Source organism: Pseudomonas sp. GM102 (assembly GCF_000282555.1).
GTDB lineage: Bacteria > Pseudomonadota > Gammaproteobacteria > Pseudomonadales > Pseudomonadaceae > Aquipseudomonas.
This window is the reverse complement of sequence record NZ_AKJB01000048.1, coordinates 121,840-135,168: the sequence shown is the minus strand read 5'-3', so window position 1 is coordinate 135,168 and position 13,329 is coordinate 121,840. Positions and strand designations below refer to the sequence as shown.

Here is a 13,329-nt window from a genome sequence, read left to right as displayed (position 1 = left end):
GTGGCTCGCAACGAAGCCACTCTATTAAGCTGTCCTGGAGACTTGCGTTTAGGATTGGCGCCGCGAACGGGCGCTTTGGAAACCGGCTTTTGCTGCCCAAGCGGCGGCGTGTAAAGGGTTGTGGCAGCCATGGTCAGCCCCAGGCGTAACCCGAATTTCCTCAGGATGGCTTCGAGGGTGCTGACGGTCGGATTAGCCTTGTCCTTCTCGATCTGGTACAGAGCCTTGGTCGACATCTTGCACATGGCTGCAAAGGTTTCCTGGTCGAAACCGGTCACTTCAAGCCTTAGCCGACGAATAGCGGTGCCCAGGGTTTCGATCCCTGTCACATGCTGCATGACGATGTCGTCAATGACTTGCCTGCGCCGTTCGTTGGTGTTCTCTTTCATCGCAGCCCCCATTCAACCAGGCGTCCTAGCATGGCTTGCCACACAGTCGGAACTATAATGCCAACTATCGTGGCTCAACCCTCCACTTCCAGCAATATAATTCCGGTTATGGGCGCGCGGTGAAGCGTGCTGCAATTGCAACGCCGTCATTCGTGTTCGGGTAGCGGTTTTTTATTGGCAATACGGACTGGGGCTGCTTCGCAGCCCAGCGGGGATAAATCCCCTCGCCGCAGGGTCAGCGTCGAGCTGAGCGTCTTTCAAAAGTAGCGTCTCGCGCCCTGCCCATTGACCGGTGCACTGCTACAGATTTTACGCTGTGCCAAAAACAGTCAGTGCAACCCGCGCCGCCTCCCGCTATTAATACCCTTCCCCACTCAAGGACCCGAGCCCACCATGAAATTCGACCTCGCCTACTGCCTCAGCCTCGACGACAAGCTGTCGATCTATGACGTGCGCGATTTGAATTTCGACGAGACGATGGAGTTCGATTCCGCCAAGGAGCACTTCCAGTGCCCCAACGATGCCTGCCGTTCGGCGTTTGATGCGGCCAATGTGTTGGGAACGTTCAACGCCAAGAACGTGAATTACGTGCGCACGCCGCACTTCAAGAACATACCCAGCACGCGGCATGTTGAGGGTTGTCCTTATGTCAGCCTGAAGACGCCGGCGTCTGGCCTGGAGGCGGACGGTGCGGAATCGGATGACAGTCGCGAGGAGCATTTTCCGTCGGAGTTGTTGCTGACTCGACGTGAGTATGTGCGTAAGCCTGCGAGCCCGGCGGTGGCGGCGGATGTCATGCGGGATGACCCAAAAACAGCTTCAGCGGCCAGTAGCGTCGAGCAGCCGAGCCGGGAGTCGGCACCGGACAAGACCAGTGTCTTCGCCCATCCGGTGGAGTGTTTTGTGTCGAACTTCGAGGACAAGGAGCTGCTCAAGCGCATGCCGCTGAAGATTGGCGAGCACACGGCGCCTTATGGGTCGTTCTTCAAGAAGATTGAGTATCTGCAGGACAACAAGGGGCTGATTTACTGGGGCAAGATCAAGGAGATCAAGGACTACACGCAGAGCTTTCGCATCGATTTCGAGCAGAAGGTCTGGTTCAAGCAACCGGACGAGGCGAAGAAGAAGCCTTATTCGGTGAACGTTTATTTGAGCAAGAAGCTGATCGACAACTACCGCAAGCGCAAGGCGTTTCTGGAAGAGATCAAGCACGCGGTCGGCAGTGACGCCGAGTTGTATTGCTTCTTTTATGGGGTGACGCCGGAGTTGAAACAGGTGCCGAGCAAGAAAAAACCCGAACAAACGTTCGGGGTGTTCAGTGCCAATATTGAGAACCTGGATCACTTCATTATTCGTGAGGCGCCGGGGGTTGGCGGGTAAGTAATCGGTGTCACTGCGTAATTGCTGTGGCTGATATCGCCTCGGCACGGCGGCCATCGTGTCGTTCAAACACGTGCTCTGCGCAGATAACGCCGATACAAAACAACCCCCATAACAATCGAAAGCATCCCAACCCCCGCATTACCCAAAAGCCAAATTGCGAAGTTCCGACGTTGGTCCGCTTCACTTTCGTAGAACGGCCCAAAGTAGTCAGACGCTGCCACGAATAACAAATTAAATGCCCCAACGGCCAAGGCAACCATAAGGATGACGAACAATGCCCCTTTAACAATTTTCATATGACCTTCCAAAACCATATTTCCTTCGACTCGTGGTAGTCGGAGAAACTGCCCTCAATGGAAAAACCCAACTGAATACGAGGGTAGCTCAGCCAGTCCGTTAGTCTACGCCCGTTCCATAGGTCGATATGATCGCCACTGCGATTGCCGATGGTCTCGCTTCCTCGGCGCCAGAAGTCTTTGAAGAAAATGATGCCTTGCTGCCCTTCAAGATCATCCTCGAAGTCCTTCGGCTTTATCTTTTTGAGGGCGTGCAGGCCGGGAATTTTGGCTTGGCTTAACGCCTGTGTCATTTCTTCTGCTGCCAATACATGCCCTTCGCTCTTGGGGTGCAGCCAACAATGACGGACACCCTTGAGCTTGTCGAGATCGGCACCCGCCCGGCGTAGATCGCCGCATCGCGGGCATTTGCTGTATTTTCAAGGTTTCAACCTTCCCGCAGCTGGCTCTCCAACTCCCAAATTTCCTGCTTTACCTCTTTACGCCGATCACGTGCAGCCTGAATAACTTGCTCATCCCGCCCGCAGTATGTGCGTAACCAGTGCGCCATCATCTCTTCGCTCGGGAAGTAATAGTCTTTATGACCTTTACTGCCTCTGAGGAAGTCGTTCATCTGCGCGTCGAAGCGGCCAGCCGCATGCTCATCCGGCGGTAAGGTGCCCCACTCTGCAGCGCAATCCTGGAAGAACCAGGCGATATCGTCGATGTGCTTTTGCGCACCGCGATGTCGGCGTTTGTACAGTCGGTACTCGCGATTGCTTTCCTCAAAGCGCTCCATCATCGGCTCATCTTCGACCCAGCGAAGGATGTCGTGCTGCCCCGCATGATGGATCAGGCCGTTTATCCATCGCTCGGAAAAACGTTGAACAAAACCTGCGACATCGGCCTTTTTCGCGTCCGCGAAAATCATGCAATAACGGGTTTTCACATGGATGACGAACAGCACGTGCTTGCGTTGAACGGTGATGGCATGGACCAGCCACTGTTCGGTGGACTCACCTTGTTCATCATCCTCGATAGCGGGCGATGGCGGTTTCTCCACCGGAGTGATTTTCTTACCCTTGCTCACGCGACTGAAGAAGTCACTGGCCGCTTCGGTGCAGTTGAAGATCAACATCCTTGGTCCTTTGGTTCATGTAATTGAAGGACACTCAGTCCTGTCGCACGATCTCGTCAACCCATTCAAGCTCATAGGGTTGGCGAACAACTTCCGAGATGTAGTTCAGCGCACCTTCGCTGAGAACTGATAATTCGGCGTCGGTCAGCAAGTCGTGCATGACCATCAACCACAAGCCTCTGAGCGCACTGGAACGGGATTGACTGTTATGGTCAAAGGCCTGGGCCATGTCCTTGTTCCGATCCTGGATCAGGCCGTAAAGCATCCCATAGCGAGCATGTGCCGAAAGAGCACCATGTTGTGCAATCGTCTTGGCATCGGCAAGAACACCTTGGCAAAATCGATCGAGCGCAATCTTGCGCAGTTCCTTGAATTTCTTCCAGTCACTTTCGAGGATCGGCATGACATTCTCCTGCGTGAAATCTTGAACAGTGCGAAGGCCTATTCTTGCGAATAAGCCGACTGATTCCAACCTCACTTGGCGCACAGACTCAGCATCACCAAAACCAGCAAACCAATATATACCCGCGCATGCACCCGATCCGGTATCCGCCCGATCCACGGCGTGGCAAGCCGAATGCCTAGCACCGATCCAACCGTCAACACCGCAAACGCCAGCACATCCACATAACCGACAAACCACCGCCCCAGATCAAACCCGGCAAACCCCGCCATCGCCATGTAAGTCAGCGTCCCGGCCAGCGCCACCGGCAGACTCAACGGATTGGCCATGGACGTCGCCTTGGACATGCTCAGCCCACAACGCCGCAGCAACGGCACGGTCATGACGCTGCCGCCCACGCCGAGAAACGTGGCGATGGTGCCGATGCCTACACCGCCGCCCGACACTTCTGCCCTGCCCAATCGCCGTGGGATTACGGCGTCGGACTGTGTGAGAAAACCGCGTCGGAACAAGCAATCCAGGATCGTCACGCCGAGGTAGGCGATGAAGGCAAAACGGATCAACTCGCCACTTGCCCACATCGCTGCAACGGCTCCGACGATCGCGCCCAGGCCGATGAACCCGCCCAACGGCCACACGTAATGGCGAATGAGATTACCGGCGCGGCTGTGTTTTGCGGTGGCGATCAGGGCGTTGACGATCATTACGCAGGTCGAGGTGGCTACGGCGATGTGCATCGCCGATTGGCTGATGGGGTCGTCGGCGCCGTGGCTGGCCGTGAGCATGCGGTACAGCAAGGGCACGACGACGAATCCGCCGCCGAAGCCGAACAGCACGGCGGTGACGCCGGTCATGCAGCCGAAGAGTGCCAGCAAGAGGTAGAAGAACATCGCGCATCGTCCGTTGGTTGAGAGTGGCCGACGATAGAGCGATGGGGGTTGGCCTGCTTCAGCAAGTCAGCCAATAATGTTTGCGTTTACGCCAACCGCTGGATACCGCCTGATGCGCAATGTTTCGATTGACCTGCTGGACGCTACGCCACGATCGGTGGTGGCCATCGGTACCGATTACGCCGATGGTCATCTATTGCCGCGCCATACCCATCGGCGGGCGCAGTTGTTGTATGGCGCCACCGGGGTGATGCAGGTGAGTACGCACGACGGCAATTGGGTGGTGCCGCCGCAGCGGGCGGTGTGGATTCCGCCGGGGGTGGCGCATGAGGTGTTGATGCTGGGGGTGAGCACTCGCAGCTTGTACATCGAACCGGGGTCGGTTGATTTGGGCAATCGCTGTCAGGTGATCAGTGTTTCGCCGTTGATGCGGCATTTGCTGATGGAGGCGGTGGAGGTTGCGCTGGAGTACGACGAGGCCGGGCGCGACGGTGCGCTGATCGACTTGCTATTGCACGAACTGGGCCGTAGCGCTCACTTGCCGTTGCACATTCCGCTGCCCCTGGATTCGCGGCTGCTTGGGTTGTGTCAGACGTTTCTCCAGCAACCGAATGCTCATCAAACGCCGCAACACTGGGCTGATCAGTTGCATATCAGTTTGCGTACGTTTAATCGTCTGTTCCGCCAACAGACCGGGCTGAGTTTCAGCCAATGGCGGCAGCGGGCCTGTGTGGTGCTGGCTTTGGCGCGGCTGGCGGTGGGCACGCCGGTGACGCGGATTGCGCTGGATTTTGGCTATGACAGCCCGGCGGCGTTCTCGACGATGTTTCGTCGCGTGCTGGGGCAGGCACCGTCCGTTTGGTTGGAGGGGGCGAAATAGAGAACTCGCGGCAAGCGCAGAACCTGTGGGAGCGAGGCTTGCCCGCGAAGAATGCGCCGCGGTTTTTCAGGTATTACGCGTCATCGTTCTTCGCGGGCAAGCCTCGCTCCTACGGGTTCTGCACTTGGCCTTAACCACTGCCTTGTTCTGACAGCAACTCAAAACTCTGCTCCTTCACATCCTGGGAATCCAGACCGATTTGCACCCGGAACTCACCCGGCTCGGCGGCGTATTCCAATTGGCTGTTGAAGAACTTCAAGTCGTTCTCATTAATGCTGAAATGGACTGCTTTTTCCTCTCCGGCCTTGAGCATGATTTTTTGAAAGTTCTTCAGTTCTTTGACCGGACGGCTGACAGATCCCACAACATCGCGGATATACAACTGAACCACCGTTTCGCCGTCGCGCTGACCAGTGTTCTTCACCATGACGCTGGCGACGAGGTTGTCGGTCTTGCTCAGGGTAGTCGACGACAGGGCCATGTCGGTCAGGCTGAAATCGGTATAACTCAGCCCATAGCCGAAGGGATAAAGCGGACCATGAGATTGATCGAAATATTGCGACGTGTAGTTGCGAAGCGCACCCGCTATGTAGGGGCGACCGGTGTTCAAGTGGCTGTAGTAATTGGGGATCTGCCCCACGGAGCGTGGAAAGGTGATGGGTAACTTGCCGGACGGGTTGTAGTCCCCGAACAACACATCGGCAACGGCGTTGCCTCCCTCGGAGCCGCTGTACCAGGTTTCCAGAATCGCATCGGCCTGTTTCTGCTCTTTGCCGATGGACAGGGGCCGGCCGTTCATCAAGACCAATACCAACGGCTTGCCGGTGGCTTTCAGGGCGGTGATCAATTCACTCTGGCGCCCAGGCAGGTCGAGGCTGGTTCGACTGGCCGCTTCATGAGACATGCTGCGGGGCTCGCCTACCACTGCGATTACGACATCGGCTTGCTGTGCAGCCTTCACCGCTTCATCAATCATTTCTGCTGCCGGACGCGCGTCATTCTCGATTTTGGACACGCCCTGGTATTCCAGGTATTTAACGACCTCCTGATCCTCCTCGAGATTGGCGCCTCGGGCATAGATCAGCGAGCCCTGGGTCATTGCGTTTTTCAGCCCGTCATAAATCGTCACCGATTGCTCGGCCACGCCGCTTGCAGACCAACTCCCCATGATGTCGACGGCACTTTTTGCCAATGGGCCTATGAGTGCGATCACGCCCTCTTTTTTCAGCGGCAAGAGGCCGTTTTCATTCTTGAGCAGCACCAATGTCTTGCGTGCTACTTCACGGGCCTGGGCTCTGTGCAGACGGTGTTCGGCGTTGTTATCAGCGGGGTCTTCACTGGCAATGCCGATGCGCCGGTAAGGGTCTTCGAACAGCCCCATGTCGTACTTGGCCCCCAGCACTTCCCGCACTGCGTTATCGATATTGCTCTGGGAAATAGCGCCCGACTCAAGTAGCCCCTGTAGCTCCGGACCGTAGGAGAAGTCGTTCATGCTCATATCAACGCCGGCCCTGATCGCGAGCCTGGCGGCTTCGCGGTGATTCTTCGCCACGCCATGCTGAACCAGATCGTTTATCCCGTTATGGTCGCTGATGACCAGCCCCTTGAAGCCCCATGCCTTGCGCAGCAGGTCTTGCATCAACCAGGCATTGGAAGCGGCTGGCACGCCATTTATCGAGTTAAGCGCAACCATCATCGCCCCCGCGCCCCCCTCGATTGCCGAACGATAAGGTGGCAGGTAATCCTGGTGCATTCTGGCCAGGCCCATGTCGACGCTGTTGTAGTCGCGTCCACCTTCGACAGCCCCGTACAACGCAAAATGTTTGGCGCTGGCCATGATGCTGTCGGGTGCATTCGGACTTGTGCCCTGGTAGGCCTGAACCATCGCTTTGGCAATGCGCGAAACCAGGTAGGTGTCTTCACCAAAGCCTTCAGAGGTGCGTCCCCAACGAGGATCCCGGGCGATATCTATCATCGGGGCGAAGGTCAGATCGATACCGTCCGCACTGGCTTCTTTTGCCGCTATCCGGCCGCTTAGCTCAATAGCGCCAATGTCCCAGCTGGAGGCCAATGCCAGGCCAATGGGAAAAATGGTTCGATGGCCGTGTATCACGTCCCAGCCGAAAAACATCGGGATTTTCAGGCGGCTTTGTTGAGACGCGTCCTGCATGGGGCGGTTTACGAAACGGCTTACAGAGCCGTAGGTACCACCGATTCGCCCGGCGGCGATTTCTTCGCGTATTTTTTCGGGCGTCATCTTTTCATCAATAGCGATCAGCCGCAGTTGGCCGATTTTTTCCTCCAGGGTCATTTGATTTATCAGGTCGCTGACAAAGGCCTCTTTGCTCAACGATGCCATATCAGCCACGACGGGCAGACTTGTAAAACCAATCAGGGCACATAGCAGACGTAGTCTTTTCATGATTCCCTTCCCTGCATAACGCTGTGACGCACTGCGTCATAAACGCCACCTTCCCTGAATTGAAAATCAGAAAGCTGACGTTCAATCATTGCTGCTCACGGGAGTTGAAAGCCTTGAGCTTTCAGGTTCCCGCATAGAAACAGCGTAGTCGCTCCCCAGCGCCTGCCGGAGCAAAAAATAGAATCGATCAAAAAAATGAGTTTGATCCGGGATCAAAACAACTGTACAAAAACACAGTACATTTTGAATCAGCACTCTCGAGCCCGGAGAACACCATGGCCACTCTTGCGATGAAAATCACCCTGGAACGTATCGCCCTCTTCCAGTTCACCCCCGCCCACTGTGCCCAGGCCCGAGCGATGCTGGGCTGGAGTGTTGAAGAGCTGTCCGAGGAATCCGGGGTTTCGGTTGACGCCATTCAGCGTTTCGAGGCGGAACGCGATGTGCTGGACGTCACCCGGCTGGCGTTGGCGTATCGGTTTGAGTCGCAAGGTCTGGTGTTCTTCCCGGGGTTTGCACCGGGCAGAGGGATGAATGTGAAAGGGTCGACACCGGATCCGGTGGGGCGGGCGGATTATGCGATGGTTGAGTGAGTGAAATCATCGATTGAAGGGTTGCGCGGATCACATAAAAGGAATCAGGAAATGATTGAAATAGAAGGAAGCAGCGGGAACGTCTATGACGATCTCGGTATGGATAACGCAATCGATATGAGCACCAAATCAGAACTTGCCGCGAAAAGGGATGAAGTCATCAAGGCTCGTCGCCTGACTCACGTTCAGACGTCTGAAATTATGGGTCTGTCGCAAGCCACAATTTCTGGGATATTGCGTGGAGGCTTTCGCGATGTCAGTGAAGCTAGGATGAAGGAATGCCTTTCCCTGCTTGAGCATGACATACAGGACCAGTGACACCACAAACTCACTGGCCTGATTACATCCCTTTACTGCTGTTTAAACGCCGGATTCTGGCGCGCTAACGAAGCCTGTTCATAGCTGTAAGCCAGCGCCAGTAGTTTAGGTTCACTCCAGCGCGGGCCGTAAAAGAACACGGAGGTGGGCAGATTTTCATCATTCATGCCCGACGGGAGTGTGATCGCTGGGTAGCCCGCTACTGCGGCACTGAATTGCGAATACCCGTCGGCATCGGCGACCAAGGCGTCCAGATTGTGCTCGGTCAGTTGCTCATCAATTGCGCCCTTGAAGTCGGCCATGAACGCCGTGAACAGTTCAGTCGCCTGCGCGTGGGTCATGTCCAGTTCGTTGATCTCTTTAAGCATCTGCTGACCGTAGCCTTCGGCGCCCGGATTGAGTTCATTGAAGTCGATCAACGCTTGAAGCGTCTGGATCGGCAGCCCGGGGCGGCTGGCGAGGTACTCGGGCAGTTCATGTTTCATGCCTGCCATGAGTGCGTTGAAGTAACCGTCAATGTCAGGCAATCGGACTTTTAACGGCACCAGGGTAGCGCCTTGTTCTTGCAGCGTGGCCAGCGCCTTCTGGAATTGAACATCGGGATGAAGCACGGTGCCGTTCGGCCCCGTGTACTCGATCGGGTAACCGATTCGTTTACCGTTCAATGCGTCCGTGGCGAGCAATGCGGTGTAATCGATACCCACCGGTGCGTCGCCGGTTGCGGCGTCCGAAGCATCGATACCTTGCAGGGCGTTGAACATGAGCGCAGCGTCACGAACGGTGCGCGTCATGGTGCCAGCAGTATCTTGCAGGCGTGTGATCGGAATGATGCCGGAGCGGCTGAACAGCCCCAGCGTCGGTTTCACACCCACCACGCCGTTGGCCGAGGCCGGGCAAGTGATCGAGCCGTTGGTTTCGGTGGCAATGGCCAGCGGTGCGAACCCGGCGGCTACGCCTGCGGCCGAACCGGAACTGGAGCCACACATTTCGGCGCCCAGCACGTGGGGATTTTTCCCTTGGCCACCTCGGCCACTCCAGCCATGGGGTAAGCCCATTTGCCGAACGTATGCCCATTCACTCATGTTGGTTTTGCCGAGAATGACCGCGCCGGCGTCACGCAGTTGCTTGACGACAAACGCATCGTTTACCGCTGGTTGGCCGACCATGGCCAGCGAGCCCGCGCTCGTTTGCATCGTGTCTGCGGTATCGACGTTGTCTTTAAGCAGAACCGGAATGCCGTGGAGCGGACCACGAACCTTTCCATTCGCACGTTCCTTGTCCAACGCCGTCGCAATCTCGATGGCCTGGGGATTGAGCTCCATGATCGCGTTGATCGCCGGCCCTTGTTTGTCCAGTGTTTCGATACGCGCCTGCAGGTGTTTCACCAGCGCTGCGGAAGTGAGTTCGTTACGCTCCATCCGTGCAGTGAGTTCGCTGACACTCGCGTACTCGAGCGCGGAGTTATCCGCGTAAGCGGAACTTGCGACCGACAGCAGCAGGGTCTGCGCCAATACCGTCATGCGGTTTTTGAAAATGTCTTTCATGTAACACGTCCTTGTTATGGCTAATCACGAGTGAGTCATTTCACTCGTCGAACAGCCTACCGAAGCCGTAGGAAACGACTGTCAGCAACAAGGAGCGAGGGCTGTACGAAAGTTCATCCAGACTTGTAGCCGCTACAAGCCATGCGCCCTTCTTCCTTCATCTCATTTTCCAGATCCAGCCACCAGGTACGACCACGCTGCGGATACTTCACATTGAACGCCTCGCCCATCTGCGGCGTGGTGATTGACACGTTCCGCTCCCAGGCCAACGCCAAAATGCGGTCGAAGGGTTCGTACCAGGCATGCATCGACAGGTCGAAGGTGCCGTTGTGGATTGGCAGCAACCAGCGCCCTTTAAGGTCTATGTGCGCTTGCAGGGTTTGCTCGGGCTGCATGTGAACGTGCGGCCACTCGACGTTGTAGGCACCGGTTTCCATGAGTGTGAGGTCGAATGGGCCGTACTGTTCGCCGATGCGTTTGAAGCCGTCGAAGTAGCCGCTGTCGCCACTGAAGAAGATCCGCGTGTCGCCGTCGATCATCACCCACGACGCCCAAAGGGTGCTGTTGCCGTCGAACAGACCACGACCGGAAAAGTGCTGCGAAGGAGTGGCGACGAATTGAAGGCCATCGACCTCGGTGCTCTGCCACCAATCCAGTTGGCGCACTTTGCTGGCATCGATCCCCCATTTGATCAGGGTGTCGCCCACACCCAGCGGTGTGAGGAAGTAGCGGGTCTTGTCCGCCAGTTTAAGAACGGCCTGATAATCGAGGTGGTCATAATGATCGTGGGACAGGATCACCGCTTCAATCGGCGGCAAATCTTCGAGGCTGATCGGCGGCTGATGGAAACGCTTCGGGCCGGCCCATTGCACCGGAGAGGCGCGCTCGGCGAAGACTGGGTCGGTGATCCAGAATTTGTCCCGCAGCTTCAGCAAAACAGTGGAATGGCCGAGGCGATAGACGCTGTGGTTGGGCGCGGCGATCAACGCAGCCTGGGTCAAGGTTTGCACCGGGACCGGGGCGGACGGCCGGGTATCGCGCGGTTTGTGGAAGATGAAGTTCCACAGGATGCGCACGGTTTTGCGAAATCCTTCGCGTTTTACGGGCGCATGATTTCGGTACTGCCCCTGAACCTGTCGAGACGCTTGAGGCGTTGAAGCGTTATCCGCTGGAGAAGTTGAAGTGGCCATGACTGAATGACTCCAGAAAAACCGCACGATTGACGGTTTTCCGTTTGGGACGATAAATGGCCAAGGCATGCACGCATCAGCCGGAGATTCTATTTTTCACTGTGCAGGATTAACGAAACATTACACTGCACAGTGTAGTTTCAAGGTTGCATCAAAGCTGATCACAAGTAAACTACCAAGTGTAGTTCCCCACTTCTTCCTGCTTAAGCGTATTTATGACAGCTCCACAGCGCCTCACCGACCGAAAACGCGAAGCCATCATCCAGGCGGCGATTGCTGAATTCCGTGCCAACGGTTTCGACATCACCAGCATGGACAAGATCGCCGCCACCGCTGGCGTGTCGAAGCGCACGGTGTACAACCACTTCCCGAGCAAGGAAGAGTTGTTCGCCGAAATCCTTAATCAATTATGGGCACGGGCGACGGCCGAACAGGAAATGTCCTACCGCCCTGACCTGCCCCTGCGCGATCAGTTGCGCCTGATGTTGCAGGCGAAACTGCAGATGCTGGCCGATGACAATTTTCTCGACCTGGCGCGGGTGGCGATTGCCGCCACCATCCATTCTCCCGAGCGTGCGCAAAACATGGTCGCCCGGATGGGAGCTCGCGAAGAAAGCCTGACTGTGTGGATTCGCGCTGCCCAGGCCGATGGCCTATTGAAACCGGTCGCCCCTGACTTCGCCGCGCAACAGGTCCAGGGATTGCTCAAGTCCTTTGCGTTCTGGCCGCAGATATCCATGGGCCAGCCAGGCTTGTCACCCGAGATGCAGCACACCGTTGTGGAGTCGGCGCTAGACATGTTCCTGGCCTGTTATGAGCTCTGAATCGAGCTGCAAAAAATGACAATGTCCGCGGCTTTATCGCTGACCGATCGCTCTGAGTAGAAACACCGTAATGTGTTTCAGAATGAAACTGGTGCCGGGGCTATAGTGAGAGCCGCCGAAGGCGTGATCCGACTCAAGGCAACTTCAGCGCGCGCCCCAACTCATCGAACAACGTCACCACCGAGCGCAATGCGCGGCAGTCTGGGCGTGTGAGCAACCACAGCGCGGTGTCGTAACCGTGCAAGGGATCGGTCAACGGTTGCAGTCCATCACCGATGAGGAAGTCCGGCAATGCCGCGACACCCAGCCCGGCCCGTACCAACTCGGTCACCGACAACATGCTGTTGCAGCGATAACCCGGTGTCACGCCAGGCAATTGCTGACGTCGCCAGGCGACGGTGGGGTGATCGGGCAGGAAATCGTCCGGAGCGATCCAGGTCAATGAGGCCAGGTCGTGGGAATCAACCGATTGCAGATAGGCCGCGCTGGCACAGACCCGGTAGGAAATATCCGCCAGCCGCCGGCCAACCAAATGCTCGGGCGGTGTGCGGGTCAAGCGCAAGGCGATGTCGGCGTCGCGACGGCTGAGATTGGCGAAGTCGTTGGAGGTGCAGAGTTCAATGGTCAGCGCCGGATAGGACGGCATGAACCGCGCCAGCGCCGGCAACAACAAACTTTGCAGGACTGAATCGGTGCAGGTCAGGCGCACAGTGCCGCTGATGACTTCACCGCCCTGCTCCACGCCAATGCGCGCCGCCTCCAGCGCTTGTTCGGCGCGCTCAGCCTGCTCGGCCAGAGTCTGCGCCAGCGTGGTCGGCAGGTAACCGGCGCGGCTCTTCTCGAACAGTTGCTGACCCAACGCGGCTTCCAGTCGGCGGACAGCGCGAAACACCGTCGAGACATCGACTTTCAACAACGCCGATGCCCGGGCCAGAGAGCCACCGCGCACCAGGGCGAGGATCAGGGACAGATCCGGGTAGTCCAGTCGATAGTGCGCTGGCGCATTGATCATTTGGGATAACGCCAATATTGATTGCGTGAACGCCAATCTATAGTGGGTGCCAGGAATCAACAAGCGTC

The 13,329-nt window shown here is 56.8% G+C and carries 15 protein-coding genes; 5 read left to right on the top strand and 10 right to left on the bottom strand.

The features are described 5' to 3' along the window. The coding region (locus PMI18_RS19085) for a helix-turn-helix domain-containing protein (protein WP_033036242.1) at nucleotides 1–389 on the bottom strand (389 nt) is incomplete at its 3' end. A 393-nt stretch (nucleotides 390–782) separates the two neighbouring features. Between PMI18_RS19085 and PMI18_RS19090 the strand changes: the two genes are divergently transcribed. After that, nucleotides 783–1,769, top strand: a complete 987-nt coding sequence (locus PMI18_RS19090; protein ID WP_007898800.1) for a hypothetical protein — start codon at nucleotides 783–785, stop codon at nucleotides 1,767–1,769. Between the two features lie 65 nt (nucleotides 1,770–1,834). Here the strand turns inward: PMI18_RS19090 and PMI18_RS19095 are convergent, their stop codons facing one another. From PMI18_RS19095 to PMI18_RS19110, 5 genes are all read right to left on the bottom strand, one after another. Then, the gene (locus PMI18_RS19095; RefSeq protein WP_007898798.1) at nucleotides 1,835–2,068 is read right to left on the bottom strand and encodes a hypothetical protein; all 234 of its coding nucleotides are present in this window, start codon (nucleotides 2,066–2,068) and stop codon (nucleotides 1,835–1,837) included. Then, nucleotides 2,065–2,403, bottom strand: a complete 339-nt coding sequence (locus PMI18_RS0129470) for a T6SS effector amidase Tae4 family protein (protein WP_050548143.1) — start codon at nucleotides 2,401–2,403, stop codon at nucleotides 2,065–2,067. Before PMI18_RS0129470 ends, PMI18_RS19095 begins: the two co-directional genes overlap by 4 nt. 92 nt (nucleotides 2,404–2,495) lie before the next feature. Beyond that, a complete protein-coding gene (locus PMI18_RS19100; protein WP_007898794.1) occupies nucleotides 2,496–3,185 on the bottom strand; it encodes a DUF6933 domain-containing protein in 690 nt (229 codons plus the stop codon). Nucleotides 3,186–3,219: 34 nt separating this feature from the next. Next, the gene (locus PMI18_RS19105; RefSeq protein WP_007898793.1) at nucleotides 3,220–3,588 is read right to left on the bottom strand and encodes a hypothetical protein; all 369 of its coding nucleotides are present in this window, start codon (nucleotides 3,586–3,588) and stop codon (nucleotides 3,220–3,222) included. Nucleotides 3,589–3,659: 71 nt separating this feature from the next. Beyond that, nucleotides 3,660–4,478 carry a sulfite exporter TauE/SafE family protein gene (locus tag PMI18_RS19110; RefSeq protein ID WP_007898791.1) on the bottom strand — a complete coding sequence of 273 codons (819 nt, stop codon included), beginning with the start codon at nucleotides 4,476–4,478 and terminating at the stop codon, nucleotides 3,660–3,662. Between the two features lie 112 nt (nucleotides 4,479–4,590). Between PMI18_RS19110 and PMI18_RS19115 the strand changes: the two genes are divergently transcribed. Further along, nucleotides 4,591–5,358 carry an AraC family transcriptional regulator gene (locus PMI18_RS19115; protein ID WP_007898789.1) on the top strand — a complete coding sequence of 256 codons (768 nt, stop codon included), beginning with the start codon at nucleotides 4,591–4,593 and terminating at the stop codon, nucleotides 5,356–5,358. A gap of 130 nt (nucleotides 5,359–5,488) precedes the next feature. Here PMI18_RS19115 and bglX read toward each other — a convergent pair whose 3' ends face one another. Next, the gene (gene bglX / locus PMI18_RS19120) at nucleotides 5,489–7,717 is read right to left on the bottom strand and encodes a beta-glucosidase BglX (protein ID WP_443200865.1); all 2,229 of its coding nucleotides are present in this window, start codon (nucleotides 7,715–7,717) and stop codon (nucleotides 5,489–5,491) included. A gap of 338 nt (nucleotides 7,718–8,055) precedes the next feature. On the opposite strand from bglX, the gene PMI18_RS19125 reads away from it, so the two are divergent. Both PMI18_RS19125 and PMI18_RS19130 read left to right on the top strand, forming a co-directional pair. Then, on the top strand, nucleotides 8,056–8,373 hold the full coding sequence (locus PMI18_RS19125) for a helix-turn-helix domain-containing protein (RefSeq protein ID WP_007898784.1): 318 nt from the start codon (nucleotides 8,056–8,058) through the stop codon (nucleotides 8,371–8,373). Between the two features lie 51 nt (nucleotides 8,374–8,424). Then, entirely contained in the window at nucleotides 8,425–8,691 is a 267-nt protein-coding gene (locus tag PMI18_RS19130) for a helix-turn-helix domain-containing protein (protein WP_007898775.1), read from the top strand. Between the two features lie 32 nt (nucleotides 8,692–8,723). Here the strand turns inward: PMI18_RS19130 and PMI18_RS19135 are convergent, their stop codons facing one another. Next, nucleotides 8,724–10,235: an amidase family protein gene (locus PMI18_RS19135; RefSeq protein ID WP_007898773.1), complete on the bottom strand. Its 1,512-nt coding sequence runs from the start codon at nucleotides 10,233–10,235 to the stop codon at nucleotides 8,724–8,726. A 113-nt stretch (nucleotides 10,236–10,348) separates the two neighbouring features. Continuing rightward, entirely contained in the window at nucleotides 10,349–11,425 is a 1,077-nt protein-coding gene (locus tag PMI18_RS19140) for an MBL fold metallo-hydrolase (protein WP_007898766.1), read from the bottom strand. 215 nt (nucleotides 11,426–11,640) lie between these two features. On the opposite strand from PMI18_RS19140, the gene PMI18_RS19145 reads away from it, so the two are divergent. Further along, the gene (locus PMI18_RS19145) at nucleotides 11,641–12,249 is read left to right on the top strand and encodes a TetR/AcrR family transcriptional regulator (protein ID WP_007898765.1); all 609 of its coding nucleotides are present in this window, start codon (nucleotides 11,641–11,643) and stop codon (nucleotides 12,247–12,249) included. 133 nt (nucleotides 12,250–12,382) lie between these two features. On the opposite strand, the gene PMI18_RS19150 is transcribed toward PMI18_RS19145, so the two are convergent. After that, the gene (locus PMI18_RS19150; RefSeq protein WP_081499835.1) at nucleotides 12,383–13,324 is read right to left on the bottom strand and encodes a LysR family transcriptional regulator; all 942 of its coding nucleotides are present in this window, start codon (nucleotides 13,322–13,324) and stop codon (nucleotides 12,383–12,385) included. Nucleotides 13,325–13,329: the final 5 nt, after the last annotated feature.